The 24,339-nt window shown below is 73.8% G+C and carries 25 protein-coding genes; 16 read left to right on the top strand and 9 right to left on the bottom strand.

The annotated features are described in order from the left end of the window. Nucleotides 1-136 precede the first annotated feature (136 nt). Nucleotides 137-1,201, top strand: a complete 1,065-nt coding sequence (locus Mco01_RS07905; protein WP_204056235.1) for a cobalamin-independent methionine synthase II family protein — start codon at nucleotides 137-139, stop codon at nucleotides 1,199-1,201. A gap of 77 nt (nucleotides 1,202-1,278) precedes the next feature. Beyond that, nucleotides 1,279-2,031 (top strand): DUF4118 domain-containing protein, encoded by a 753-nt coding sequence (locus Mco01_RS07910; protein ID WP_204056236.1) that lies wholly within the window; start codon nucleotides 1,279-1,281, stop codon nucleotides 2,029-2,031. Nucleotides 2,032-2,079: 48 nt separating this feature from the next. Here the strand turns inward: Mco01_RS07910 and Mco01_RS07915 are convergent, their stop codons facing one another. The 5 genes from Mco01_RS07915 to Mco01_RS07935 all read right to left on the bottom strand — a co-directional run bounded on the left by Mco01_RS07915 (nucleotide 2,080) and on the right by Mco01_RS07935 (nucleotide 6,017). Beyond that, on the bottom strand, nucleotides 2,080-3,192 hold the full coding sequence (locus tag Mco01_RS07915; protein WP_204056237.1) for an LLM class flavin-dependent oxidoreductase: 1,113 nt from the start codon (nucleotides 3,190-3,192) through the stop codon (nucleotides 2,080-2,082). 85 nt (nucleotides 3,193-3,277) lie between these two features. Continuing rightward, the gene (locus Mco01_RS07920) at nucleotides 3,278-3,706 is read right to left on the bottom strand and encodes an ester cyclase (RefSeq protein WP_204056238.1); all 429 of its coding nucleotides are present in this window, start codon (nucleotides 3,704-3,706) and stop codon (nucleotides 3,278-3,280) included. Nucleotides 3,707-3,802: 96 nt separating this feature from the next. Beyond that, the gene (locus Mco01_RS07925) at nucleotides 3,803-4,255 is read right to left on the bottom strand and encodes a hypothetical protein (RefSeq protein ID WP_204056239.1); all 453 of its coding nucleotides are present in this window, start codon (nucleotides 4,253-4,255) and stop codon (nucleotides 3,803-3,805) included. A 308-nt stretch (nucleotides 4,256-4,563) separates the two neighbouring features. Continuing rightward, the gene (locus Mco01_RS07930) at nucleotides 4,564-4,965 is read right to left on the bottom strand and encodes a VOC family protein (RefSeq protein WP_204056240.1); all 402 of its coding nucleotides are present in this window, start codon (nucleotides 4,963-4,965) and stop codon (nucleotides 4,564-4,566) included. A 185-nt stretch (nucleotides 4,966-5,150) separates the two neighbouring features. Beyond that, nucleotides 5,151-6,017, bottom strand: coding sequence for an oxidoreductase (locus tag Mco01_RS07935; protein WP_204056241.1), 867 nt, complete (start codon nucleotides 6,015-6,017; stop codon nucleotides 5,151-5,153). 82 nt (nucleotides 6,018-6,099) lie between these two features. On the opposite strand from Mco01_RS07935, the gene Mco01_RS07940 reads away from it, so the two are divergent. Continuing rightward, nucleotides 6,100-6,759: a helix-turn-helix domain-containing protein gene (locus tag Mco01_RS07940; RefSeq protein WP_239103429.1), complete on the top strand. Its 660-nt coding sequence runs from the start codon at nucleotides 6,100-6,102 to the stop codon at nucleotides 6,757-6,759. Between the two features lie 116 nt (nucleotides 6,760-6,875). After that, the gene (locus Mco01_RS07945; protein WP_204056242.1) at nucleotides 6,876-8,213 is read left to right on the top strand and encodes an FAD-dependent oxidoreductase; all 1,338 of its coding nucleotides are present in this window, start codon (nucleotides 6,876-6,878) and stop codon (nucleotides 8,211-8,213) included. A 16-nt stretch (nucleotides 8,214-8,229) separates the two neighbouring features. On the opposite strand, the gene Mco01_RS07950 is transcribed toward Mco01_RS07945, so the two are convergent. Together Mco01_RS07950 and Mco01_RS07955 are read right to left on the bottom strand one after the other, a co-directional pair. Next, nucleotides 8,230-9,036 (bottom strand): IclR family transcriptional regulator domain-containing protein, encoded by an 807-nt coding sequence (locus Mco01_RS07950; protein ID WP_204056243.1) that lies wholly within the window; start codon nucleotides 9,034-9,036, stop codon nucleotides 8,230-8,232. A gap of 176 nt (nucleotides 9,037-9,212) precedes the next feature. After that, nucleotides 9,213-10,661 carry an amidohydrolase family protein gene (locus tag Mco01_RS07955; RefSeq protein WP_204056244.1) on the bottom strand — a complete coding sequence of 483 codons (1,449 nt, stop codon included), beginning with the start codon at nucleotides 10,659-10,661 and terminating at the stop codon, nucleotides 9,213-9,215. 238 nt (nucleotides 10,662-10,899) lie between these two features. On the opposite strand from Mco01_RS07955, the gene Mco01_RS07960 reads away from it, so the two are divergent. The 7 genes from Mco01_RS07960 (at nucleotide 10,900) to Mco01_RS07990 (ending at nucleotide 17,516) form a co-directional block, all read left to right on the top strand. After that, nucleotides 10,900-12,093: a CaiB/BaiF CoA transferase family protein gene (locus tag Mco01_RS07960; RefSeq protein ID WP_204056245.1), complete on the top strand. Its 1,194-nt coding sequence runs from the start codon at nucleotides 10,900-10,902 to the stop codon at nucleotides 12,091-12,093. After that, on the top strand, nucleotides 12,086-12,904 hold the full coding sequence (locus Mco01_RS07965) for a citryl-CoA lyase (protein WP_204056246.1): 819 nt from the start codon (nucleotides 12,086-12,088) through the stop codon (nucleotides 12,902-12,904). The genes Mco01_RS07960 and Mco01_RS07965 overlap by 8 nt, the downstream gene beginning before the upstream one ends. Continuing rightward, entirely contained in the window at nucleotides 12,897-13,760 is an 864-nt protein-coding gene (locus Mco01_RS07970; protein ID WP_204056247.1) for a DODA-type extradiol aromatic ring-opening family dioxygenase, read from the top strand. The genes Mco01_RS07965 and Mco01_RS07970 overlap by 8 nt, the downstream gene beginning before the upstream one ends. Beyond that, nucleotides 13,757-14,116, top strand: a complete 360-nt coding sequence (locus Mco01_RS07975) for a hypothetical protein (protein WP_204056248.1) — start codon at nucleotides 13,757-13,759, stop codon at nucleotides 14,114-14,116. The genes Mco01_RS07970 and Mco01_RS07975 overlap by 4 nt, the downstream gene beginning before the upstream one ends. Nucleotides 14,117-14,118: 2 nt before the next feature. Next, nucleotides 14,119-15,078, top strand: a complete 960-nt coding sequence (locus tag Mco01_RS07980; protein ID WP_204056249.1) for a quinone oxidoreductase family protein — start codon at nucleotides 14,119-14,121, stop codon at nucleotides 15,076-15,078. Between the two features lie 172 nt (nucleotides 15,079-15,250). Continuing rightward, nucleotides 15,251-16,474, top strand: a complete 1,224-nt coding sequence (locus tag Mco01_RS07985) for a beta-ketoacyl-[acyl-carrier-protein] synthase family protein (RefSeq protein ID WP_239103430.1) — start codon at nucleotides 15,251-15,253, stop codon at nucleotides 16,472-16,474. 151 nt (nucleotides 16,475-16,625) lie between these two features. Next, nucleotides 16,626-17,516: a D-alanyl-D-alanine carboxypeptidase family protein gene (locus Mco01_RS07990; protein ID WP_204056250.1), complete on the top strand. Its 891-nt coding sequence runs from the start codon at nucleotides 16,626-16,628 to the stop codon at nucleotides 17,514-17,516. Between the two features lie 12 nt (nucleotides 17,517-17,528). On the opposite strand, the gene Mco01_RS07995 is transcribed toward Mco01_RS07990, so the two are convergent. Together Mco01_RS07995 and Mco01_RS08000 are read right to left on the bottom strand one after the other, a co-directional pair. Then, nucleotides 17,529-18,494, bottom strand: a complete 966-nt coding sequence (locus Mco01_RS07995) for an LLM class flavin-dependent oxidoreductase (RefSeq protein ID WP_204056251.1) — start codon at nucleotides 18,492-18,494, stop codon at nucleotides 17,529-17,531. An 82-nt stretch (nucleotides 18,495-18,576) separates the two neighbouring features. Further along, a complete protein-coding gene (locus tag Mco01_RS08000) occupies nucleotides 18,577-18,933 on the bottom strand; it encodes a hypothetical protein (protein ID WP_204056252.1) in 357 nt (118 codons plus the stop codon). Nucleotides 18,934-19,180: 247 nt separating this feature from the next. Here Mco01_RS08000 and Mco01_RS08005 point away from each other — a divergent pair, with 247 nt between their 5' ends. The 5 genes from Mco01_RS08005 to Mco01_RS08025 are packed head-to-tail and all read left to right on the top strand — an operon-like array spanning nucleotide 19,181 to nucleotide 24,270. After that, nucleotides 19,181-20,065 (top strand): ABC transporter substrate-binding protein, encoded by an 885-nt coding sequence (locus Mco01_RS08005; protein ID WP_204056253.1) that lies wholly within the window; start codon nucleotides 19,181-19,183, stop codon nucleotides 20,063-20,065. Further along, nucleotides 20,056-20,988, top strand: a complete 933-nt coding sequence (locus tag Mco01_RS08010; protein WP_239103431.1) for an amino acid ABC transporter permease — start codon at nucleotides 20,056-20,058, stop codon at nucleotides 20,986-20,988. The genes Mco01_RS08005 and Mco01_RS08010 overlap by 10 nt, the downstream gene beginning before the upstream one ends. Continuing rightward, nucleotides 20,985-21,752 carry an amino acid ABC transporter ATP-binding protein gene (locus tag Mco01_RS08015; RefSeq protein WP_275410474.1) on the top strand — a complete coding sequence of 256 codons (768 nt, stop codon included), beginning with the start codon at nucleotides 20,985-20,987 and terminating at the stop codon, nucleotides 21,750-21,752. The genes Mco01_RS08010 and Mco01_RS08015 overlap by 4 nt, the downstream gene beginning before the upstream one ends. Continuing rightward, nucleotides 21,749-23,350, top strand: coding sequence for an N-acyl-D-amino-acid deacylase family protein (locus Mco01_RS08020; protein ID WP_204056254.1), 1,602 nt, complete (start codon nucleotides 21,749-21,751; stop codon nucleotides 23,348-23,350). The genes Mco01_RS08015 and Mco01_RS08020 overlap by 4 nt, the downstream gene beginning before the upstream one ends. Then, nucleotides 23,347-24,270 carry a serine hydrolase gene (locus Mco01_RS08025; protein WP_239103432.1) on the top strand — a complete coding sequence of 308 codons (924 nt, stop codon included), beginning with the start codon at nucleotides 23,347-23,349 and terminating at the stop codon, nucleotides 24,268-24,270. The genes Mco01_RS08020 and Mco01_RS08025 overlap by 4 nt, the downstream gene beginning before the upstream one ends. Nucleotides 24,271-24,339: the final 69 nt, after the last annotated feature.

Below are 24,339 nucleotides of genomic sequence, written 5' to 3' on the forward strand. Positions count from 1 at the left end.
GCCGCGACCCGTCGCACGTTACTACAGGCCCCGTCAAGCCTCCCTAAGCATCGGGAAGATCCCCGGTCCTACCGGACAGACCACATCGAACCTCTGATCGATTGATAAATCATGATCGCCACCTAGGCTCGCGCGTATGGGAATCCCTACGGAACCGATAGGTAGCATCCCCCGGCCCGCGGCCCTGATCGCCGCGCTCGCCGACCACGCCGCCGGACGGATCGGCGACGCCGACCTGGCCGCCCGGCAGGAGGAGGCGGTCGCCGACACGATCGCCCGCCTGGAGCGGATCGGCTCCCCCGTCCTCACCGACGGAGAGCAGTCCAAGCCGAGTTTCGTGACCTATCCCCTCTCCGGGCACGACGGCCACCGTCCCGACGGAGCCGTCATCCCGTTCGCCGACGGCCACACCCGGCGGCTGCCGCGCCTGACGGCCGGGCCGTTCCGGTACGGCGCGCACGCCGCGACCTACCTTCGCGCCGCGCGGCGGCACACGGACCTGCCCGTCAAGCAGGCCGTGATCGCGCCGTCGGCGCTGAGCCTGCTGTACCCCGCGGAGGGCGTCGACGGATACCCCCGCGAGGCGTTCGTCGACGACCTGGCCGACGAGGCCGAGGCCGACATCCGCGGCTGTCTGGAGGCCGGCGCGCACGTGGTCCAGCTGGACTTCACAGAAGGACGGTTGTCGCTCAAGCTCGATCCCGGCGGAGGGCTGCTGGACGACTTCGTCGCCCTCAACAACCGGGTGCTGGAGCGCTTCTCCCCGGCCGAGCGCGCCCGGCTCGGCGTGCACACCTGCCCCGGCGGCGACCAGGACTCCACCCACAGCCTCGACGTCGACTACGCCGGCCTGCTGCCGAAGCTCTTCCGGCTGAACGTCGGGAACTTCTACGTCCAGCTCGCGAGTGAGCCGGACCCGGAGCGGGTGCTGGCCGTCATCCGGGACCACCTGCCGCCCGGGGCTCGGGTCTTCGTGGGCGTGACCGACCCGATCAGCGGCGTGGCCGAGACGGCTGAGCAGGTGCGCGACCGGGTGCTGCTGGCCGCCCGCCACATCCCCGCCGATCGGCTCGGCACCTGCGACGACTGCGGGTTCGCGCCGTTCGCCGACGACACCTCGACCTCGCGCGACCTCGCCTTCGACAAGATCGCCGCCAGGATCGAGGGGACGGCCGCGGCCGCCGAGGCCCTGGGCGTCTGACGGGCGGCCGTTCACCCCCGGGCGTGCCACGGGCCCTGATCGGCCCGTGGTACACCGGAAGGGGGGAGGTGGCGCGCATGCCCCGTCACCTGGAGGTGGACGCGCCGGCGCTCGCGGCCGCGCTGGTCGCCCCGTTCGTCCTGGCGGCCGTCCTCGTCCCGTTCCGGGCACGCCTGCCGGTCGTGGAGGTCGCGCTCGTGCTGGTCGTGGTCGTGGTCGCGGTGGCCGTGCTCGGGTCCCGGCTCGCCGGGGTGGTCGCGGCGCTGTCGGCCGCCCTGTGGTTCGACTTCTTCTTCACCCGGCCGTATGAGCGCTTCGCCATCGGCAAGGCGGCCGACCTGGAGACCACGGCCCTGCTGCTCGTGGTCGCGCTGGCCGTCTCCCAGCTGGCCGCCCGCGCCCGCCGCCTGGAGGTGGTGGCGATCACCGACGCGAAGTACCTGTCCCTCATCCACGACACGGCCGCGCTGACGCAGTCGGCCCGGTCGGCCGACACGGTGGTCGACCACGTGTGCGAGCAGCTCGGCGACCTGCTGGGCCTGCGCGGCTGCCGGTTCGAGTACGGCGCGCTGCTCGGCCGTCCGGCCCGGCTCGAACAGGACGGCTCGCTGGTCGTGGGCCACCGGCGGTGGGACGTCGACCGGCGGGGCCTCCCGGACGAGGAGATCGAGCTGCGCACCTTCGGCAACGGGCACTTCTACGGCAGGTTCATGCTCCGGCCCGTGCCCGGCACGATCCCGCCGCCGCAGGCGCGCCTCGTCGCGGTCATCCTCGCCGACCAGGCCGGGCGCGCCCTCGACACCGCGGCCACCGCCCGCGGCCGCGAGTGACGGAGGGCCCTCGCGCGTCCCCGCCCGCGGCCGCGAGTGACGCGCGGATCAGTGAGCGGTGGTCTCCGCCGGCGTCCCGGTCGCGGGGCCGGCTGCGGTCCCGGCGGCGTCCCCGCTCCCGGGAGTGCCTTCCGCCAGGAGCTCCCGCACCCGCGGGATCACCGTCTCGCCGTACAGGCGGATCGTGGTCATGAGCTTCTCGTGCGGCAGCGTGCCGGAGCTGTACTTGAGCGTGAACCGGTCGACGCCGAGGGCGCGCACGGTCCCGGCGATCTTCGCGGCCACCGTCTCTGCCGAGCCGACGTAGAGCGCGCCCCTGTCGGCCTCGGCCTCGAAGCGGGCCCGCGTCGTGGGACCCCAGCCCCGCTCGCGGCCGATGCGGTCGTGCATGGCCCGGTAGTGCGGCCAGAGCTCCTCGCGCGCCCGCTCGTCGGTCTCGGCGACATGGCCGGGCGAATGCACCCCGACCGGCAGCCGCTCGGCGCCGAACTGCTCCAGGGCGTGGTGGTACAGCTCCACGTACGGCGCGAAACGCTCCGGCTGCCCGCCGATGATCGCGAGCATGAGCGGCATCCCGTAACGCGCCGCGCGGACCACCGACTCCGGGCTGCCGCCGACGCCGACCCAGGCGCGCAGCCGCCCCGACTCCGTCTTCGGGTACACGTGCTGGTCCTCCAGCCCGGGACGCAGCCGGCCGTGCCAGGTCACCGGGCCCTCGTCGAGCAGGTGGTGGAGCAGGTCGAGCTTCTCCTCGAACAGCTCCTCGTACTGCCCGAGGTCGTAGCCGAACAGGGGGAACGACTCGGTGAACGAGCCGCGGCCGAGGATGATCTCGGCGCGGCCCCGGGACACCGCGTCGAGCGTCGCGAACTTCTCGAACACCCGCACCGGGTCGTCCGAGCTGAGCACCGTCACGGCCGTGCCGAGCCGGATGCGCTCGGTGCGGCCCGCGATCGCCGCCAGCACGATCTCGGGCGCGGAGACGGCGAAGTCGTCCCGGTGGTGCTCCCCGACGCCGATCGCGTCGATCCCCACCTCGTCGGCGAGCACGGCCTCCTCGACCACGTCGCGGATCACCTGCGCGTACGGCAGCCGGGTGCCGTCGGCGCCCACGGTGACGTCGCCGAACGTGTCGACACCGAACTCGAGTGGTACGGACATCCTTCGCCTCTTTCTCTCCTGCGCGAGCAGTAGAGGCCAACCACGGCGCCGCGACGGGAATTCCGGCGGCCGGGGGCGTCCGCGCTCAGGACGCGTCGAAGGAGAGGGGGAGGCGCAGCCCGAGCTGGGCGTATATCTGCAGCTGGTCGTAGTAGGCCCGGTGGCTGGCCACGAGGCCGTCCGCCACGGTGCAGAACCAGGAGCAGCGGGTGTGCACGATATGGCCCGTGGCCTCCAGGACGTCGCCCCCGACGACCAGGTACGGCCCGGTGTTCGTGCCGGTCGCCAGCAGCTCCATCGCGACGGAGTCGCCGTCGGCGAGCTTCTCCCAGAGCGTGAAGTGGAGGTCGGGGAACCCCTGCCACATCTGGACGTAGTACGAGGCGATCTCCTCGGGGTCGGCCGACTCCATCTCCGGGCCCACCAGGACCGCGTCCGGCCGGTAGCACCGCAGCACGGCGTCCAGGTCGTGTGCGTTCATCGCGTCCACCAGCCGGTCCACGACGTCGGGCATCGCGGAAGCACCCCCTTTCCGACAGCGTACTGAGAGGGGGGCAACACCAGGCCAAGCAGAGCACATGGGTCCAAATGGAACCTCTCGGCGCCGCCCCTACCGTTGTGAGGGGGACCGATCGCCGGCGGAGGCCCGCGACAGCCCGTCCGGTACGGCGTGTGCCGCGAACCTCCGGTGGACCACGATGAGCGCGAGCAGGACGATCGCGACGCCGTCGAACACGATGCCGGAGACGGCGCCGGCTCTCACGTCGGCCGGCAGCATCGCCATGAGGGCCAGGAAGACGGACTTGGTGACGATCGCCGTCACCGCCGCCGGGACCCGCGCGACGGCGGCGAACGCCGCCCACACGAGGGCGGCGCCCAGCGCCGCCTGGAGGACTCCCCGATGCTGGAGCAGCGCCGCGGCCATGGGATCCGAGGGGACGGGGATCCCGTAGGAGAAGCCGAGCGCCCATCGCGGGGACACCAGCGCGAGGGCGGGAAGCGCGGTGATCACCCCTAGGAGGACCAGGACGACCCGGATGGTCCGTTCGATCGTCGACGTCACGTGAGCTCCCTGTCCTAGGGGCGGACGAGGACCCTGCCCGGCCGCTCGCGGAGGTGCCCGGCAGCGGACGTTCCCCGGCGGCCAGAAGCGATCAGCGGGGTTTCCACCCTACTGAGCGCAGGCCGTCCCCCGGCGCGACGAGCCGTGATCGGCCCGCGCCGGAGGCCCGCGATCCCTGGGGAGCTGGAAAGGGGCCCGGCCGTCGCGCCGGGCCCCTATCCTGTGGCGGCCGTGTTTCCTGTGGCGTGGGCCTGCCCCGCCGGGTCGTCGCGGGCGTCCACGGGCTCGTGGATCGCCCGGAGGACGGCTCAGCCTTCGGCGTCCTGCGGATACCAGCGCAGCTCCACCGTGTTGCCGTCCGGGTCGCGGACGTAGACCGAGGTCGCGCGGCCCCGGGCGCCGAAGCGCGGCACGGGCCCCTCCAGCACGTCGAAGACCCCCGAGCGGATGACCTCGTCCCAGTCGAGCGGCTCGACCACCAGGCAGATGTGGTCCACGTTCGACTCGCCGCGCGTGCCCCGCATGAAGTCGATGATCGTCTCCGGGGTGACCCGCGCCGAGGGGAACGGCGCCGAGCCCGCCCGCCATTCGGTCACCCGCACCGGCTCCAGGCCGAGCAGGCCGCAGTAGAACTCGAGCGACTTCTCGACGTCGCCGACGGTGAGCACGAGGTGGTCGAAGGCCTTCACCCGAAGGCCGGCGGCCGTCACCGCGTCTCCCCGTCTGTCTCGCCGGTTCCCCTCGCGTGGTCGCTGATCGTCGTCGCGCTCATCGGATCCCTGTCGTCGTATGAGTGGTCTTCGCGCTCCTCACGATGCTCCGGGCGGCGCCGGGGATCAAGACCGGCTGGGGACCCCGATCCCCTGTCCGGGGGCGGCGACGCCGGCGGCTGGGGTCAGGCGGCCAGCAGGGCGAGGTCGGCAGGGGTCAGCCGGATCCGGGCGGCGGCCATGTTCTCCTCCAGGTGGCCGAGGGAGCCGGTCCCGGGGATGGCGAGCGCGACCGGGGAGGCCGCCAGCAGCCACGCGAGCGCCACCTGCGCGGGAGTGGCCTCGTGGCGGGCCGTGACCTCGGCCATCCGGGCCGGGTCGAGCGGGCGCAGGCCGCCCCCGAGCGGGAAGAACGGCACGAACGCGATGCCGTCCTCCTCGCACTGCTTGAGGACGTCCTCGCCGCCCCGGTCCTGCACGTGGAAGTTGTTCTGCACCGCGGCCACCGGCGCGATCGCCCGGGCCTCGGCGAGCTGGGCGGCGTCGACGTGGCTGACGCCCAGGTGCCGGATCAGGCCCTCCTCCCTCAGGGCGGCGAGCACGGCGAACCGGTCGGCGATCGACTCGCCGCCGGGGTCGCCCATGCCGCCCACCCTCAGGTACACGAGGTCGAGCCGGTCGAGGCCGAGGCTGCGCAGGTTGTCCTCCACCAGGCCGCGCAGCTGCTCCGGGCCCGCCTGGTGGCTGGGGACGCCCTCGTCGCCGAGCAGCGGCCCCACCTTCGTCGCGATCACCAGGTCGTCCGGGTACGGCGACAGCGCCGTCCTGATGAGGTCGTTGGCCGCCACGCCGCCCCACCGGTAGAACCAGGCCGTGTCGATGTGGTCGACCCCCAGCTCGATGGCGCGGCGCAGCACCGCGACACCGGTCTCCGGGTCGCGGACGGCCCCGCGGAACGTGCCCGTCGGAAGCCGCATGGCCCCGAAGCCCAGCCGGTGGACGGGGAGGTCCCCGCCGAGAAGGAACGTGGTCACAGGTGTGTCGGTCGTCATGCGCCCAGCCTTCACCCGGGGGCGCCCGCGGCCCAACGCCATGGCAGCAAGCTGCCAGACCGCCGGGGACGATAATGAAGGGGTGGCGGACGACCGGGTCATCACCGTACGCGGCGACGCGGAGCTCGTCGCCCGCGCCGGCCACCTGTTCGCCGGCGTCCGGAGCGAGTTCGTGTGCGCGGCCCGCGACCTCGACACGTGGTCGCAGCCGGAGGCGCGGCGTGCGACCCTGCGACGGATGCCCGTCGAGGGCGGCTTCCGGGTGCGCAAGCTGCTCACCCCGTCCGCCCTGGCCGGCGAGGAGGCGCGCCGCCACCTCCGCGAGGTCGCGGAGTACGGCGGGCACGTGCGGATCAGCTCCGCGCCGCTCCCGCACGAGACGATCGTGATCGACCGGCGGGTGATGATCCTCGCCGGCGCCGACGGCCCCGGCCCGCGCGAGTACACGCTGACCGCCTCCCCCGCCCTCGTGAACGGCGTGTACGCCCTGTTCGAGGCCGCGTGGGACAGCGCGTCCGACCTGGACGCCTACCTCGGCCGCGACGCGCCCCACCTCGACGCCGGTGGCCGGGCGATCCTGCGCGCCCTCGGGTCGGGGCACACCGACGAGACGGCCGCCCGGGAGCTCGGGCTGTCGCTGCGCACGTACCGCAGGCGCGTCGCCGAGCTGATGGCGACGCTGGAGGCGGAGTCGCGGTTCCAGGCCGGCCTGCGCGCGGGCGAGCTCGGGCTCGGCGGCTGAGTCACCCCGCGCCCTAGGGGTGGGCGCGGACATGGTTAGGGGTTGGGCGGCCCCTGGGGCCCCGGTCACTGTGGAAGTCGACCGAACTCCCCTCCGACTCCCCCTCGGGAGAGGCCATGAGGCACGCCGTCGTCATCGGAGCCAGCATGTCCGGCCTGCTGGCCGCCGCCGCGCTCGGCACGGTCGCCGAGCGGGTCACCGTCCTCGACCGGGACGAGCTGCCCGAGGGCGACGTCCACCGGCGCGGCACCGCGCAGAGCAGGCACGCCCACGGCCTCCTCGCCCGCGGCCTGCAGGTCATGGAGGTGCTGCTCCCGGGCCTGACGGAGGAGCTCACCGAGCGCGGGGCGTTCGGCGGCGACCTGCAGGGCGACGTCCGGTGGATCAACGAGGGCCGCCGCCTGGCCCCCGCCCGGGGCGACATGCCGGGGCTCCTGGTCAGCCGCCCGCTGCTGGAGGGTCAGATCCGGCGCCGCGTGGCGCTGCTGCCCGGCGTCGAGCTGTGCGGCGGCCGCCAGGTGGGCGACCTGGTCGCCGACGGCGACCGGGTCACCGGCGTGCGGCTGGTCACCGGCGAGACGATCGGCGCCGACCTCGTGGTCGACGCCTCGGGCCGGGGCTCGCGCGCCCCCGCCTGGCTGCGCGGGCTCGGCTTCCCCGCCCCCGAGGAGGAACGGGTCGAGATCGACCTGACGTACTGCACGCGCCTGTTCCGCAGGCGGCCCGACCACCTGGACGGGGACTCGGCCGTCATCATGGCCGCGACCCGGGCGGCGCCCCGCGCCGGGGTCGCCCTGGCCATGGAGGGCGACCGGTGGATCGTCACGATCGGCGGGTACGGCGACGCTCCGCCGTCCGGCCATGACGGCTTCGTGGCCTACGCCCGGTCCCTGCCCGCGCCGGACATCCACGAGCTGGTCGCCTCGGCCGAGCCGCTCGACGAGGGACGGCACCACCGCACGCCCGCCAGCGTGCGGCGGCGGTACGAGCGCCTCGCCCGGTTCCCCCACGGCCTCGCCGTCGTCGGCGACGCCGTGTGCGCCTTCAACCCGATCTACGGCCAGGGCATGAGCGTGGCCGCGGTCGAGGCGCTCGCCCTGCGGGAGTGGGCGGGGCGCGGCCGGCCCGCCCGGGAGCTGTTCCGGTCGATCGCCCGCGTCGTCGACCGGCCGTGGGAGATCGTGGTGAACGGCGACCTGCGGCTGCCCGGGGTGCGCGGGCGGAGCACGCCGCGCGTCCGGCTGGTGAACGCCTACCTGGAGCGCTTCCACCGGGCGGCCGAGCACGACGCCGAGCTGGGCCGCCGCTTCCTGCGGGTGGCCAACCTCATCGACCCGCCGTCGGCCCTCGTGCGCCCGGCCTGCCTGCTCCGGGTCGTCCGCGCCGCCGGACGGCCGCGCGGCGCCCCGGACCCGGCCGTCCGCGACGACCGGAGCCGCGTCCCCTCCCGGTAGCCGGCGGGAGGACCGGTCAGGCGGAGGACGCGGTGACGTGGGGCACGGCCTCGTAGAGGGCCCAGTCGGCGCTGATCGCCCCGGCGGTCTGGAGCAGCAGCGGCAGGTACTCCTCCGTCAGCTTCTCCACGGACGTCTCGGCGGCGTGCGCGTTGACGTTGACGGCCGCGATCACGTTGCCGAGGCCGTCGCGGAGCGGGGCGGCCACCGACCTGATGCCCAGGGCGAGCTGCTCGTCGGTGAGCGCCCAGCCCGTGGCCCGCACCTCGCGCAGCGCCGCCCCGCGCTCCTCCGGCGTGGGCCGCCACCGCGGCTCGATGCCGGAGCGGCTCGGCTCGGCCAGGACCCGCTCCACCTCGCCGGGCGGCAGCGCGGCCAGCAGGACCTTGCCGAGCGAGGTCTGGAGCGCGGGGAACCGGGTGCCGATCTGCACCGACAGGGCGACGATCTTCGGCACGGCCACCCGGGCCACGTAGACGATGTCGGACCCGTCGAGCTGGGCGATGGACGACGACTCCCCCGTCCGCGCGACCAGCCGCTCCAGGTGCGGCCGGGCCAGGTCCCACAGCCCCATCGAGCGCACGTACGTCAGGCCGAGTTCGAGCACGCGGGGGGTGAGCGCGAAGCCGCCCTGCTCGACCCGGGCGTACCCCAGTTCCTGCAGGGTCAGCAGGATGCGGCGCGCCGTGGGGCGGGCCAGCCCGGCGGCGGCCGCCACCTCGCTCAGCGACATCACGGGCCGGCCGGGACGGAACACCCGGATGACCTCCAGGCCCCGGGCCAGCGCCTCGATGAAGTCGGGACCGGTGTCCGCACGCGCCATGTACGACCGCCTCACTCGCTCGGATCCGCCGGTCCGACTCTAGCTCCCGCGCGCGGCCGCCCTGTCCGCACAGCGGCCGGCCTCGGGAGTGAGCCCCCCGCGGCCGGCCAGCCCCTCCCCTGCCGTACGGCCGGAGGGGCCGCCCGACCGGCCGCTGTACGGACGGCCGTCCGCGGTCACACGCCGCGGGTCGCGGAGCTGTGGTAGTCCGTGTACGTGTAGGGGTTGTCGAGGATCTTCGTCTCGGGGATGTCGGGGTTCATGCCCTTGAGCCAGGCCTCCTCGCCCATGGTCGACCGCAGGTGGTCGACGGTCCGCTCGACCTCCCGGCGGGCCGCGGCGAGGTCGGCGCCGACGAGCCGGTGATCGTGCTTCACCACCCGGCCGTTCACGAGCACGGTGTGCACGTCGCCGCGCTGGGCCTGGAAGGCGACGTGCCCGTACGGGTTGAGCAGCGGGAACGAGACGGGCGACGCGTCGTTCTTGATGAGAACCAGGTCGGCCTTGAACCCCGGCTCGATCCTGCCGAGGTCGCCCGCCCGGCCGATCGCGCGGGCGCCGCCGCGCGTGGCCCACTCGACGACCTGGTCGGACCGGAGGCCGCAGTGGGTGACGGTGCCGCCCGTGGCGTGGGCCTCCATGTGCTCCCGGGACCTGTCGGCGCCGAGGGTGGTGCGCATGGCCGAGAACAGGTCGCCGCTCCACCACACGCTGGTGTCCATCGACAGCGACACCGGGATGCCGTGGGCGCGGATGGCCCAGGTGGGCGGGTAGCCCTGCCCGGCGCTCTGCTCGCTCTCGGTGGAGACCGAGATGGAGCCGCCGGTGGCGGCGATGCGGTGGTAGGAGTCGGCCGACAGCGAGGCGGCGTGCACGTAGACCGTCTCCGGGGTCATGAAGCCGTGGTCGTACATGAGCCGGATGCCGTCGTCGCTGGTCGCGCCCCAGACGCCGGCGTGGGTCGTGACCGGGACGCCGAGCTCGCGGGCGACCTCGAAGGCGGGCTTCTCCGGGAAGGCAGGGTCGCCGGTCACGTCGAACGCGAGCTGGAAGCCCAGCATGTCGTCGCCCGTGATCCGGCGGCGGACGAAGTCGCGGAACTCGGGAGCGGCCGTCCACTCGGCGGGCGGCTGCTGGATGTTGCCGTAGGCGAGGACGAACCGGCCGGGCACCGCCCGCAGGGCGTCGACCGCCGCCTCGGCGTGGTCGACCGTCTGCAGGCCGTGCGACCAGTCGACGACGGTGGTGACGCCGGCGTCGAGGGCCTCGATCGCGGCCAGCAGGTTGCCGGCGTGCACGTCCTCGGGCCGGAAGAGCCTGCCGTACTCCAGGTAGTACCAGACGAAGTACTGCGTCAGCGTCCAGTCGGCGCCGTAGCCGCGCATCGCGGTCTGCCACATGTGGCGGTGGGTGTCGATCATGCCGGGCATCACGACGCCGCCGGTCGCGTCGATCTCGGCCGTGCCCTCCGGCACGTCGAGGGCGGGGCCGACCGCGGCGATCCGCTCGCCGACGACGAGGACGTCGGTCCCGGACAGGACGCCTCGGGTGTCGTCCATCGGCAGGACCGTCCCGCCCCGCAGCACCACGGGCCGTCCGGCCTCCAGCTCGGTCCACTCGCTCATCCCGGGCTCCTCACGTGCCTCGACCTCCGACGGCGACGTTTCCGAACGACTGTCCGTCAGACGGTCACCCTTCTTCGCCAGTCACTTTGATGACGCCCGATCGACCTGTCAAGAGCAATGTTCTGGCCAGTATCACCGGTGTCACTTGACCTCATGAAGGCGATTCCCGCAGTATCACCGGTGCGGACGATTGTCCGTGTAGCGGACGTAACGGGGAACGGACGAAAGGCGAAGCCGGATGGCGGAGAGCACGCGAGCGGACGGACCTACCGGGGGCGGGCCGCTGTCCGGCGTGCTGGTGGCCGACTTCTCCCGGGTCCTGGCGGGCCCGTACGCCACGATGCTGCTGGCGGACATGGGCGCCGAGGTCGTCAAGGTGGAGGGCCCGAAGGGGGACGACACCCGCAGCTGGACGCCGCCGACGCGGGGCGAGGTGTCGACCTACTACCTGGGGGTCAACCGGGGGAAGCGGTCGATCGCGCTGGACCTGCGCGACGAGGCCGACGCGGCGGCGGCCCGCGAGCTGGCCCGCCGCGCCGACGTGCTGGTGGAGAACTTCAAGCCGGGCGGCCTGGCGAAGTACGGGCTCGGCTACGACGCGGTGAGCGCCGGCAACCCCGGGGTCGTCTACGCCTCGATCAGCGGCTTCGGCTCCGGCCTCGGGAGCGACGTGCCGGGATACGACCTGATGGTGCAGGCGATGTCGGGCCTGATGAGCCTCACCGGCGACCCGGACGGTCCGCCGTACCGCGCCGGGATCTCGGTGTTCGACGTGATGGCGGGCAACCACGCGGTCATCGGCATCCTCGCCGCGCTGCGCCACCGCGACGCCACCGGGCAGGGCCAGCACGTCGAGGTCAACCTGCTGTCCTCGGCCCTCACCGGACTGGTCAACCACAGCTCGGCGTACGTGGCCGGGGGCGTCGTGCCGTACCGGATGGGCAACGCGCACCCGAGCGTGTTCCCCTACGAGCCGCTGCCGACCGCGGACAACGACCTCATCGTGGCCGCGGGCAACGACGCCCAGTTCCGCAGGCTCTGCGAGGTCCTCGGCATCCCGGAGGTCGCCGACGACCCGCGGTTCGCCCGCAACGCCGGCCGGACCGAGCGGCGCGAGGAGCTGCGGCCCATCCTGGTCGAACGGCTCGCCGCCAAGGGCGCGGTCGAGTGGTTCGAGCTGCTGGTGGAGGCCGGGGTGCCGAGCGGGCCGATCAACACCATCGACGGGGGGTTCGCCATGGCCGAGCGGTTCGGGCTGGACCCGGTCGTCGAGGTGGGCGAGGGCGACCGGGCGGTCCCGACCACGCGCCACCCCATCCGGTTCTCGCGGACGCCCGCCGGCTACCGGCTGCCCCCTCCCGAACTCGACGAGCACGGCGCCGAGCTGCGCGAATGGCTGACCGGCCCGGAAAAGGAGGACGACGGTGCCTGAGTACCCCACCGCGCTCGGCGCGTCCACGCGGACCTCGATCACGCTGCTCGGCCACGACCTCGCGCGGGACGTCATGGGCGAGGTCGGCTTCGGCGAGCTGGCCTTCTGGCTGGCGGCCCAGCGGCGCCCGACGGCCGGGGAGACCCGGGTGTTCGAGGCCGTGCTGGCCGCGCTGGCCGACCACGGCTTCACCCCGACCGCGATCGTGACCCGGCTGACGTACCTCTCGGCGCCCGACTCGATCCAGGGCGCGCTCGCGGCCGGGCTGCTCGGCGGCGGCTCGCGGTTCCTCGGCGTGACCGAGGACTCCGGCCGGTTCCTGCACGACGTGCTCGCCGGGCTCGGCGGGCCGCCGCCGTCCGACGACGCCGGCTGGGACGCCCTCGCGCTGGAGACCGTACGGGAGCGGCGCAAGACGGGGCGGTTCATCCCCGGGCTCGGGCACCACGTGCACAAGGACGGCGACCCGCGCGCCCCGCGGCTGATGGCGATCGCGACCGAGGAGGGCCTGTTCGGGCCGCACCTGTCGCTGTTCGCCGCCATCGGCCGCGTCCATCCCGAGGTGCTCGGCCGGACGCTCCCGCTCAACGGCGCGGGCGTCTGCGGCGCCGCCCTCGCCGACCTCGGCCTGCCGCTGGAGCTGCTGCGCGGCTTCGCCCTCCTCGCCCGTACGGCGGGGCTGATCGGCCAGCTCGCCGAGGAGCTGCGCCACCCGGTGGCGAACGAGATCTTCCTGTCCGTCGACCTGAACAACCGGTCCGTCCCGCCCGATCCGTACGCTCCCGAGGCCTCTGGAGGTTCGCATGGCTGAACTGGTCGCGGTCATCGCGTCCACCCACCACCCGTTCTACTACCGCGCCAGCACCTCGACCGGGGAGGACCGCCCGCCGTTCGCGGACGAGTGGGTGCGCAAGGTGGAGGCGTTCCGGGAGACGCTGACGCGGGCCCGGCCTGACGTGCTGGTCATGGTCGGCTCCGACCACTTCCACCAGCTCTGGCTGGACAACATGCCGCAGTTCCTCGTGGGCAAGGCGCCGTTCTACGACGCCAACTGGTACAACGAGGAGCGCGAGTTCGGGCTGCCGCGGATGTTCTTCACCGGGCAGGAGGACCTGTCGGCGTACATCCTGCGGGAGGGCCTCGACGCGGGCTTCGACCTGGCCTTCTCCAACGAGCTGCGGATCGACCACTCGATCACGTGCCCGATCATCACGCTGCGGCCGCAGAACGACCTGCCGATCGTGCCCGTCTACACCAACATCTTCGCCCCGCCGCTGCCGCAGCCGAAGCGGTTCGTGCAGCTCGGCCGGACGATCCGGGAGCTGGTGGAGTCGTGGCCGGCCGACAAGCGGGTGGCGGTGATCGGCACCGGGCACCTGTCCCTCGAACTGGGCGGGCCGCGCCAGTTCGGGCCGCACGGGCCCGACCCCGAGTTCGACCGGAAGGCCGTCGAGTGGATCTCCTCGGGGGACATCGAGGGCTGCCTGTCCGAGGTCACCCTCGACAGCCTGCACCTGCCCGGCAACGCCACCCACGGCTTCATGGACTTCATGCTGATGATGGGCGTGGCCGGCGAGGGCCGCAAGGCCGACTACGTGGACACCTACGACCTGTTCCACACGATGGAGGCCTACTTCACCTGGTACCCCAACGGAGGCCCGGCGTGAGCAAGTATCTGCTGAACAAGTTCCTGTTCACCGTGGACCGCGACCCCGAACTGGTCGAGCGCTACCGAGAGGACCCGCGGGCCACCGTGGAGGTGTGGGAGGCGGAGTACGCCAACCGCATCCTCAGCTGCCACCTGGGCGAGTCGTCCACCTGGCTGACGTTCGACGACGTCGAGCGCGAGGCCCTGGCGACGCACGACTACCCGAAGCTGTTCGAGCTCGGCGCCCACCCGTTCCTCACGCTCACGCTGTTCATCGCGATGTTCGAGCGCGACCACGAGCCGCTGGGCTTCCAGCTCGAGTACGCGAGCCGGCTGGCCCACATGAGCCTGCCCTACCCCGACATCGCCACCTGACCATGCGGGCCGCGTTGATCGAGGAGCCCGGGCGGCCGCCGCGCGTGGACGCCCGGGCGGTCCCCGTGCCCGGCCCCGGCGAGGAGCTCGTCGAGGTCCTCGCCGCCCCCGTCACCCCGCTCGACCTGCTCTGCGCGAGCGGGACGTCCTACTTCGGCCGGCCGGCCACGCCGTACGTGCCCGGCGTCCAGGGGGTGGGGACGGCCGGGGGGCGGGCCGTGTGGTTCGCCACCTCCGCCGGGATGAGGCCGGGCGACGGGAGCATGGCCGAGGCCGCCGCCGTCCCCGTGACGGACCTCGTCGAGCTGCCCGGCGGGGTGGACCCCGTCGCGGTCGCCGCGCTCGGGCTGTCCGCGGTCGCGGCGCACATGGCGCTGACCTGGCGCGGCGAGCTCGCCGCGGGCGAGCAGGTGGTGGTCCTGGGGGCGGGCGGCGTGGTCGGCCAGGCCGCCGTCCAGCTGGCCCGGCTCGCAGGCGCGCGCAGGGTGGTCGCCGCGGCCCGGTCGGCGGCGGGGCGCACGCGGGCGGAACAGGCCGGCGCGGACGCCGTCGTCGCCCTGGACACCGACGACGTCGCCGAACTGGCGGCCCGGTTCTCCGCCGCCGCCGACGGCCCGGTCGACCTGGTGCTCGACCCGCTGTTCGGCGCTCCGGCGGCCGCCGCCGCGCGCGCCCTGCGGCCGGGCGGCCGGCTGGTGAACCTCGGCGGGTCGGCCGCGGAGACCTGCCCCATCGACTCCTCGACCCTGCGCAGCAGGTCGCTGCGCCTGCTGGGGTACACGAACAACGAGCTCACCCCCGAGCAGCGCGCGGAGGCCGTCCGCCTGATCGCGGAGCAGGCCGCGCGCGGACGGCTGGCCGTCGCGCACGAGGTCGTCCCGCTCGACGAGGCCGGAGCGGCGTGGCGGCGCCAGGCCGACGGCGCGGCCGGAGGCCGGATCGTCCTCAGCATGACCGGCTGAGCCGCCGCGCGGCCCCGGCTCTCCCGCCGCAGCGGCCGGCTCGGCTCGCCGGCGTCCGTTCCGGACAAGCACAAATATCGGGCGACATTTTCGTTGATCGCGTTACCTGCCCGCCCGCCCCTCGCCCTGCCAGCGTGGTGATCCGGCTTCGGAACGGCTGAGGGGGTCGTCGATGGGCGACGGAATGACGGCGGGCGTGTCGGTCACAGGACTCGGCGCCACCACGCCACTCGGTGGGGACGCCGTCTCCACCTGGACCGCCCTGCTGGAGGGGCGGTCCGGAATCGAGCGCATCCGGGACGACTGGGCAGAGGGCCTGGCGACGCGGATCGCCGGGCGGATGGCCGTGGACCCGGCGGAGGCGCTCGGGCGGGTGACGGCCCGGCGGCTGGACCGCTGCCAGCAGGCCGCCCTCGTCGCCGCGCGGGAGGCGTGGGCGGACGCCGGCGCACCGGACGTCGAGCCCGAGCGCCTGGCCGTCGTCGTCGGCACGGGCGTCGGCGGCATGCTGACCACGCTGGCCCAGCGGGACGTCCTGGAGGCGTCGGGACCGCGGAGGGTCTCGCCGTACACCGTCCCCATGCTGATGCCGAACGGGCCGGCGGCGGTGGTGAGCATCGAGTTCGGCGCACGGGCCGGCGCCTTCACGCCGGTCAGCGCGTGCGCCTCGGGCGCCGAGGCGATCGCGGCGGGCCTGGACCTCATCCGCCTCGGCCGGGCCGACGTGGTGATCGCCGGCGGCGCGGAGGCGTGCGTCCACCCGCTGACCCTCGCCGGGTTCGGCCAGGCGAAGGCCCTGTCCACGCGCAACGACGCGCCTGCGGAGGCGTCGCGGCCGTTCGACGCGGGACGGGACGGCTTCGTCCTCGGCGAGGGGGCCGCCCTGCTGGTCCTCGAACGGGAGGGCTTCGCGGCGGCCCGGGGAGCGAGGGTCCACGCCACCCTGGCCGGCGCGGCCGTCTCCTCCGACGCGTACCACATCACGGGCGCGGACGCGGGCGGCCAGATGCGGGCGATCCGGGGGGCGCTGGCCTCGGCGGGGCTCGACCCCCGCGACATCGGGCACGTGAACGCCCACGCCACCTCGACGCCGAGCGGCGACCTGACGGAGACGCGGTCGATCACCGGGACGCTCGGCGCGCACGCGGCCGTCACCGCGATCAAGTCGATGACCGGGCACACGTGCGGGGCGTCGGGGGCGCTGGCCGCCCTCGCGACCGTCCTCGCCCTCCGGGACGGGGTGATCCCCGCAACCCGGAACCTGGACGACCCCGATCCCCGGATCGACCTCGACATCGTCACGGGCCGGCCGCGCCGGGGACGGTGGACGGCCGCGGTCGCGAACTCCTTCGGCTTCGGCGGCCACAACGCCTGTCTCGCCTTCACCGCCGTCTGAGCCCGCGGCCCTTCGCCCGACGGCGTGGGGTCCGAGCGATGTGGATCGCGCGCCACGTGCATCACCCGTTACACCGCACCTAGCGCCTTTTCCACACCTTTTACCCGTTACCGGACATAACCGGAGGTATCGCCATGGCACCCTAAACGGCATGCATAAGCTCAAACTCGGCATCACCACAGCGGCCTTTGCCCTGGTCACCCCCCTGACCACCGCTGTGCTGGCCGAAGCGCCCCCGGCGTCGGCCTCCCCCGCGCGCGTCGCGGCCGCGGACCCCGCGCCGGAGGTGTACGGGCGCGCCGTCTACCTTCTCGACGCGTCCTCCGAGAAGGCGCGGCTCGACAAGAACGGCGGCAAGCGCATGCCGATCGCCAGCCTCACCAAGATGATGACCGCGTACCTGGTGCTGCGGCAGGCGAAGCCCACGGACGAGGTCAAGGTCACGTCCGCCGACGTGGACTACGCCAACGACGGCGGCGGCACGACGGCCGACCTGAGCCCCGGTGACCGCGTCCCGGTCAAGGACCTGCTGTACGGCCTCCTGCTGCCGTCGGGCGCGGACGCCGCCCACGCGCTGGCGCGCACGTACGGCCCCGGCGTGGACGGCTTCGTGGCCAAGATGAACGCGACGGCCAAGCAGCTCGGGCTGAACGACACCCACTACGTCAACCCCGACGGCCTGCCCACCTCGAAGGGCGACGGCTACTCGACCGCACGGGACCAGGCGCGGCTCGCCGAGATCGCCCTGCGCGACCCCGCGTTCGCCAAGGTCACCTCGACGCCGGAGTACACGGCGCCGGAGACGGACGGGCACGGCGAGTACGACTGGACCAACACCAACCACCTGCTGGGCGAGCCGGGCGTGATCGGCGTGAAGACCGGATTCACCGACGCCGCCGGGTTCTGCCTCGCGTTCGCCGCCGACCGCCACGGGCGCCGGCTGGTGGGCGTGATCCTCGGCGAGGACGTCTCCAGCCGCCGTTTCGACACGGCCGAGTCGCTCCTGGACTGGGCGGGCACGGATCCTGACGCCGCCGCCTGAGGCCGCCGGGTGTTACGCCGGCTCGCGCAGGACGGGGAGCAGGCCGGCGATCCGCTCCATCTGGGCCCGCTGCGACCCGAAATCGACCGTCCCGATCCGGCACACGAGGTGGCGGGCCCCGGCGTCCACGTACGACCGCAGCCGCGCGACGACGTCCCCGGCCGGGCCGGCGACCACGGCCTGGATCTTCTCCAGTTCCTCGAGCGGGAGGCCGTAGTTGGCCCTGCTGTATCGCTCCATGATCCGCCGTCCCTCGTCGGGGTCGTCGTCGACGAGCACGGAGACGAACAGGGCGGGCGTGAGGGCGTCCGGGGAGCGACCGGCCTCCGCCGCCACCCGGCGCAGCTCGGCGAGCCCGGTCTCGTACTGCTCCGGCGCCGGCGGATAGGGAAGCCAGCCGTCGTACAGACGGGCGGTCCTGGCGAGCGCGGCGGGGGTCGCGCCGCCGAGCCAGATCGGCGGCCCGCCCGGGCGGAACGGCCTCGTCTGCGGGGGGACTCCGTCGAACCGCAGCGCCGTCCCGTGGAAGGACACCGGCCCGTCCTCCGACCACAGGCGCCGCCACAGGGCCACGGTCTCGTCGAGCCGGGTGAAGCGCCCCTCCCACGGGACCCCGGACACCTCATGCAGTGGCCGTCCGAACCGCCCGGGGAACCCGGCGCCGACCGCGACGGCCAGCCGGCCGCCCGACAGCAGGTCGATCGAGGCGAGGGCGTGGGCCGCCTGCACCGGCCGCCGCAGCACGGGCATGAGCGCGGCGGTGCCGAGCGTGACGCGGCCGGTCACCGCGGCCGCCGCGGCCAGCATGGTGAGGGCCTCGACGCGCGGCGTGAGCAGCGAGTCGTTCACCCAGAGGGAGTCGTAGCCGAGCTCCTCGGCACGCGTGGCCAGCCCGACCAGCTCGCGCGGGTCGCCGCCCTCGCCCCACTGGGCCCGGGACACCGGCAGGAGCACGCCGATGCGGATGTCGTCGTCCATGCGGCCGATCGTCGCGGTGAGCCGTGGACGGCGGCAATTCCCGGCAGGGAATCGCGACTCGCGCGTCAACCCTCGAGGGACGTCAGTCGAGCCAGCTGCTCAGGTTGATGTGGCAGTGCTTCACCCACTTCTTGCAGAAGCCCAGCTGGGTGTTGGTCTGGCCGCTGATGCTGATGGCCACGTTCTGGTCGCCCCGGAACATCGTGGGGCTGTTGACCGCCGCGTAGTTCTTGTTCCTCGAGGCGTGCCCGGTGTTGATGTTGGTGGATCCCCCGCCTCCGCCGTGTCCCGCCACGAGGATCCCGGCCGGGGGCGCGCTCGCCGCCTGCGCGGTGGACGTGACCGCCCCCGACGCCGCCGCGACTACCAGGGCCGCCGACGCCAGCCGCCGCGCGAGCGGGGCGATACCCGCACGCCGCATGCCGATCTGGTCTCTCATGTCAGCGCCCACCTCCCTCTTCACGCCGAGCACACGATGCCTGCGCGATCTCGTACCCGGAGCGTGGACGCGACTCCCCCACACGGTGATCTCTTTACCGCAGTCGGGGACAGAGCGGCACAGACCCCGTTCGCGCCGGCCCGAGCATCGAAGACGTCGATGCTCAGGGCCGCAAGCCTTCACGACTCTTGGGACCGTTACCTGCCGTGGCCAGCATGAGCTCAATCGCTCGCAAACAGGAGGAACCATGACAAAGCGCCTATACGTGGCCATAGTCGGCGCGATCGTCGTGTCGGCCCTCGCCGGCGGCTGCGGGCGTTCGTCATCGGGCACCGACGCGGGCGAGAGCACGGCCGCGGCGGCCGGGAAGACCGCGAAGGACATGGTGCCCGAGGCCGTGCGCGCGGCGGGCGTGCTGCGCGTGGCCACGTCGGAGGGCTACCCGCCGATGGAGATGTACAAGAAGGGCACCCAGGAGCTCACCGGCGTGGACCCCGACCTGGGCGCGGCCATCGCGGCCAAGCTGGGACTGAAGTTCTCCATCACCAACGCGGCGTTCGACGGCCTCATCCCCGGGCTGCAGGGCGGCCGGTGGGACGTCGTGATGTCGTCCATGAGCGACACGCAGGAACGGCGGGCGGCGGTCGACTTCGTCGACTACTTCAACGCGGGCGGCGCGATCATGGTGAAGAAGGGCAACCCCGACGGCGTCGCGAAGCTCGACGACCTGTGCGGGAAGACGGTCGTGCTGGCCAAGGGCAGCTCGAACCTCGCGATCGGCGAGAAGCAGAACGAGAAGTGCGCGACCAAGATGACGATCATGCAGAGCGAGGACGCGCCGACCGGCCTGCTGTCCATCGACTCCGGCCGCGCCGTCGCCACCATCGTCGACTACCCCGTCGCGGTCATGTACGCGAAGGACACCGGCCGGTACGACGTGCTGCCCGAGCAGTACGAGGCCGGGCCGTGGGGCATCGCGGTCGACAAGCGCAACGGCGCGCTGCGCGACGCGGTCGCCAAGGCCATGCAGGAGCTGCAGGCCGACGGCGGCTACGCGAAGGTCCTCGACTCCTACGGCGTGAAGGCCAACGCCGTCGACGGTGTCCTGGTGAACACGCAGCCGTGGAAGTGACCGGGGAGGAGCGGGCGGACGCCGACCTGCCCGTCGACGCCGACCTGCCGATCGACGCCGTCCGCCCGGTGCGACCCGGCCGCTGGGTCGCCGCGGCCGCCGCGCTCCTCTTCCTGGCCTGGCTGGCGTACACGGTCGTCGTCAACCAGAACCTGCACTGGGACGTGATCGTCGCCTACCTCGGCGACGGCAGGATCCTCGGCGGCCTGTGGGTGACGATCCAGCTCACTGTGCTGTCCATGGCCATCGGCCTGGCGCTGGGCGTGCTCGCCGCGGTGATGCAGCTGTCCGACAGCCCGGTGCTGCGCGGCACCTCCGCCCTCTACACCTGGTTCTTCCGCGGCACTCCGCTGCTCGTGCAGCTCATCTTCTGGTTCAACATCGGACTGGTCTTCCCCACCTTCGGCATCGGCGTGCCGTTCGGCGGCCCGAAGCTGGTGGAGTGGCAGGCCAACCAGGTGATCACGCCGTTCACCGCGGCGCTGCTCGGCCTGGCCATCAACGAGGGCGCGTACATGGCCGAGATCGTCCGCGCCGGCATCCGCTCGGTCGACCCGGGCCAGCGCGAGGCCGCCGAGTCGCTCGGGATGTCGCACCGGCAGGTGCTGCGCCGGGTCGTGCTGCCCCAGGCGATGCGGGTGATCATCCCGCCCACCGGCAACCAGTTCATCTCGATGCTGAAGACCACCTCGATGGTGTCGGTCATCGCGGGGGCCGAGCTGCTCACCGTGGCGCAGCGCATCTACCTCGGCAACTTCGAGGTGATCGCGATGCTCGTGGTCGCCTCGATCTGGTACGTCGTGCTCACCACGATCGCGAGCGTCGGCCAGCACTTCGTCGAGAAGCGGTTCGAGCGGGGCCACGTCCGGCTGCCGTCCCGGGTGCGCCGCAACCTCCGTCCCTTCCCCAAGGAGCCCTCATGAACGAGCGGCCGATGGTGCGGATCCAGTCGGTGCGCAAGCGGTTCGGCCCGCTGGAGGTGCTGAAGGGCGTCAGCCTCGACGTCCCCGCGGGCGAGGTGGTCTGCGTCGTCGGGCCGTCCGGGTCGGGCAAGTCCACGCTGCTGCGCTGCGTCAACCGGCTGGAGACGATCGACTCGGGCCGGGTCTGGGTGAACGGCGAGCTGATGGGCTACGAGGAGCGCGGCGGGCGGCTGCACGCGCTCCGCCCGGCCGAGCTGTGCCGGCAGCGCCGCGGCATCGGCATGGTGTTCCAGCGGTTCCACCTGTTCCCGCACCGCACGGCGCTGGAGAACGTCATGGAGGGCCCGGTCACCGTGCTGCGGACCCCGGCGGCGCGGGCGCGGCGGGAGGCCGGGGAACTGCTCGACCGCGTTGGGCTGGCCGACCGCGCCCACCACTACCCGGCCCAGCTGTCGGGCGGCCAGCAGCAGCGCGTCGCCATCGCCCGCAGCCTCGCCATGCGGCCGCACCTGATGCTGTTCGACGAGCCCACCAGCGCCCTCGACCCCGAACTGGTGCAGGAGGTGCTCGCCGTCATGCGCGACCTCGCGGCGAGCGGCATGACGATGATGGTCGTGACCCACGAGATGGCGTTCGCCCGGGAGGTCGGCGACCAGCTCGTCTTCATGGACCACGGCGTCGTCCTGGAGCGGGGCCACCCCCGTGAGGTGCTCACAGCGCCCCGCCACGAGCGGCTGCGCGCCTTCCTCGGGCAGGTCGGATGAGCCGCGCCGACCTCCTGGTCCGGGGCGGCGTCCTCGTGGACGGCACGGGCGCGCCGGGCCGGGCCGCCGACGTGGCCGTGACCGGGGGCCGGCTGGCCGTCCTGCCTCCGGGCGCCGCCGTCGAGGCTACCGAGGTGCTCGACGCCCGCGGGCGGATCGTCGCCCCCGGCTTCGTCGACGTCCACACCCATTCCGACGGCACGGCCCTGCTCGGCGAGGCGGACGCCGGACGGGCCCTGGTCCGGGCGGCCGTGCTTCAGGGCGTGACGACCGAGATCTGCGGCAACTGCGGCTCGGGCCTGTTCCCCGCCCTGCCCGCGCGGCTGCCCGCGATGCGCGCCGACGCCAGGGTCACCTTCGGCGGCGACACCGGAATGTTCCGCGACTTCGCGGGGTTCGCCGCCGCGCACACCGCCGCCGGCCGGGCCAACAACGTCGCGTCCCTCGTCGGCCACGGCACGCTGCGGTCCGGCGTGCTCGGGCCCGTCGACCGCCCCGCCCGGCCCGAGGAGCTGCGCGAGATGTGCGCGCTGCTCGACCTCGCCCTCTCCCAGGGCGCCGCGGGCCTGTCGACCGGTCTCATCTACACCCCCGGCTCGTACGCCGGCACGGACGAGGTGGTCGCGCTCGCCGCCGTCGCCGCCCGGCACGGCAAGCCGTACGTCACCCACCTGCGCGACGAGATGTCCCGGGTGGAGGAGGCGCTGGAGGAGGCGGTCGAGATCTCGGTGCGCAGCGGCGCGGCGCTGCACGTCTCGCACCACAAGACCGCCGGCCGGTACGCCTGGGGGCGCACCGAGCGCACCCTCCCGCGCATCTCCGCGCTACGCGCCGCCGGGATGGACGTGACCTGCGACGTCTACCCGTACACGGCCGCCAGCACCGCGCTGTCCGCCATGCTGCCGCCCTGGGCGAACGACGGCGGCCTCGCGGCCCTCGCGGCGCGGCTCGGCGACCCGGCGCAGCGCGACCGCATGCGGCGGGCCATCGCCGAGGGCGTGCCGGGCTGGGAGAACACGGTGGGCAACGGCGGCTGGGACCGCATCTCTGTCGCGTGCGCCCCGCGCCATCCGCAGACCGAGGGCAGGACGATCGCCGAGCTCGCCGCCGCCGCGTCGGCCGACCCCCTCGACACGGCCGCCGGCCTCCTGGTGGCCGAGCGCGGCGAGGTGACGATCATCAGCCACTCGATGGTGGAGGAGGACGTGCGGCGGGTGCTGGCCGCGCCGTACGCGATGATCGGCTCGGACGGCGTGCCGAAGCCCGGCGGGCGGCCCCACCCGCGCTGGGCCGGGACGTTCCCCCGGGTGCTCGGCCGGTACACGCGCGAGCTTGGACTGCTCACGCTGGAGGAGGCGGTGCACAAGATGACCGGCATGGCGGCGGCCCGGTTCGGGCTGGCCGGGCGCGGCGTGGTCCGCGACGGCGCGCACGCCGACCTGGTGGTGTTCGACGCGGAGCGGGTGGCCGACCGGGCGACGTTCACCGATCCGCTGCTCCCGCCCGAGGGGATCGAGGCCGTGGTCGTCTCCGGCGCGGTCGTGGTGCGGGACGGCGAGGAGACGGGCGCCCGCCCGGGACGGGTCCTGACCACGTGAGCCGCGAAACCCCCGCCCGCCCGGACGCCGGGCTCGCGGGCACGTTGGATACCGGGCTCGCGGGCACGGGGGCCGCCGGGCTCGCGGACATGCCGGACGCCTTCGGCGAGGGGTGCCCGGGGACGCTGGCCGTCTGCGTTCCCGGCCTGCTCGCCCTCAACGAGGACGTCGAGCTCCCCCTGGCCAGCACGGGCAAGCTGCTGCTGCTCGCCGCGCTCGCCCAGGACATCGCGTCGGGCGCCGTCGACCCGGCCGAGCCGGTCACACTGCTGGAGGAGGACCGCGCGGGCGGGTCGGGCCTGCTGACCGGCTCCGGGGAGACGCCCGGGCTGTCGGCGGCCACGTGGACGGTCGCCGACCTCGCCCTGCTCACGGCCGCGGTCAGCGACAACACGGCGACGAACGCGCTGCTGCGGCGGCTCGGGCTCGACCGGGCCGACGCGGCGGCCCGCGGGCTCGGGATGGCCCGCACGCGGATCCACGACCGGATCCGCGAGCCCCGGCTGCCCGTCCATCCGCCGGCGTTCGCCACCGGCACGGCCCGGGAGCTGGCCTCCCTCACCACGGCCCTCGCCCACGGGCACGAGCCGTGGCACGGGCTCCTGCTCGGGTGGATGGCGCACAACACCGACAGAGGCTTGGTCCCCGCCCTGCTCCCCCACGATCCGGAGGACCGGCTCCCGCCGCGGGCGGTGCCGTACCCGGGGGTCTGGGTGGCGAACAAGACCGGCACGGACACCGGGACGCGGGCCGACGCCGGCGTGATCGTGGGCGCGCGCCGCGCGGGCTACGCCGTCCTCGCGCACGGCCCGGCCGGGTCGGAGCACGCACTGGTCCAGGCCGTACGGCGGGCGGGACTGGCCATCGGCTCCCTCGTGCAGCCTGGGCCAGGGCCGGCGGTCGGCGCGGAGCAACGCTGAGCCGGGGCCGGGACGGCGCGCCCGGGCTGGCAGCAGGGGGTGACAGCCGGGCCGAGCCGACGCATTGCA

The sequence above is a fragment of the Microbispora corallina genome (genome assembly GCF_016863035.1).
In the GTDB taxonomy this organism is placed as follows: Bacteria; Actinomycetota; Actinomycetes; order Streptosporangiales; family Streptosporangiaceae; genus Microbispora; species Microbispora corallina.

Bases quoted from the DNA above. Each gene is read 5' to 3' on its own strand.
- Mco01_RS07905 (WP_204056235.1), top strand. From the start codon at position 137: ATGGGAATCCCTACGGAACCGATAGGTAGCATCCCCCGGCCCGCGGCC.
- Mco01_RS07910 (WP_204056236.1), top strand. From the start codon at position 1,279: ATGCCCCGTCACCTGGAGGTGGACGCGCCGGCGCTCGCGGCCGCGCTG.
- Mco01_RS07915 (WP_204056237.1), bottom strand. From the start codon at position 3,192: ATGTCCGTACCACTCGAGTTCGGTGTCGACACGTTCGGCGACGTCACC.
- Mco01_RS07920 (WP_204056238.1), bottom strand. From the start codon at position 3,706: ATGCCCGACGTCGTGGACCGGCTGGTGGACGCGATGAACGCACACGAC.
- Mco01_RS07935 (WP_204056241.1), bottom strand. From the start codon at position 6,017: ATGACGACCGACACACCTGTGACCACGTTCCTTCTCGGCGGGGACCTC.
- Mco01_RS07945 (WP_204056242.1), top strand. From the start codon at position 6,876: ATGAGGCACGCCGTCGTCATCGGAGCCAGCATGTCCGGCCTGCTGGCC.
- Mco01_RS07950 (WP_204056243.1), bottom strand. From the start codon at position 9,036: ATGGCGCGTGCGGACACCGGTCCCGACTTCATCGAGGCGCTGGCCCGG.
- Mco01_RS07955 (WP_204056244.1), bottom strand. From the start codon at position 10,661: ATGAGCGAGTGGACCGAGCTGGAGGCCGGACGGCCCGTGGTGCTGCGG.
- Mco01_RS07960 (WP_204056245.1), top strand. From the start codon at position 10,900: ATGGCGGAGAGCACGCGAGCGGACGGACCTACCGGGGGCGGGCCGCTG.
- Mco01_RS07970 (WP_204056247.1), top strand. From the start codon at position 12,897: ATGGCTGAACTGGTCGCGGTCATCGCGTCCACCCACCACCCGTTCTAC.
- Mco01_RS07980 (WP_204056249.1), top strand. From the start codon at position 14,119: ATGCGGGCCGCGTTGATCGAGGAGCCCGGGCGGCCGCCGCGCGTGGAC.
- Mco01_RS07985 (WP_239103430.1), top strand. From the start codon at position 15,251: ATGGGCGACGGAATGACGGCGGGCGTGTCGGTCACAGGACTCGGCGCC.
- Mco01_RS07990 (WP_204056250.1), top strand. From the start codon at position 16,626: ATGCATAAGCTCAAACTCGGCATCACCACAGCGGCCTTTGCCCTGGTC.
- Mco01_RS07995 (WP_204056251.1), bottom strand. From the start codon at position 18,494: ATGGACGACGACATCCGCATCGGCGTGCTCCTGCCGGTGTCCCGGGCC.
- Mco01_RS08000 (WP_204056252.1), bottom strand. From the start codon at position 18,933: ATGAGAGACCAGATCGGCATGCGGCGTGCGGGTATCGCCCCGCTCGCG.
- Mco01_RS08005 (WP_204056253.1), top strand. From the start codon at position 19,181: ATGACAAAGCGCCTATACGTGGCCATAGTCGGCGCGATCGTCGTGTCG.
- Mco01_RS08015 (WP_275410474.1), top strand. From the start codon at position 20,985: ATGAACGAGCGGCCGATGGTGCGGATCCAGTCGGTGCGCAAGCGGTTC.
- Mco01_RS08020 (WP_204056254.1), top strand. From the start codon at position 21,749: ATGAGCCGCGCCGACCTCCTGGTCCGGGGCGGCGTCCTCGTGGACGGC.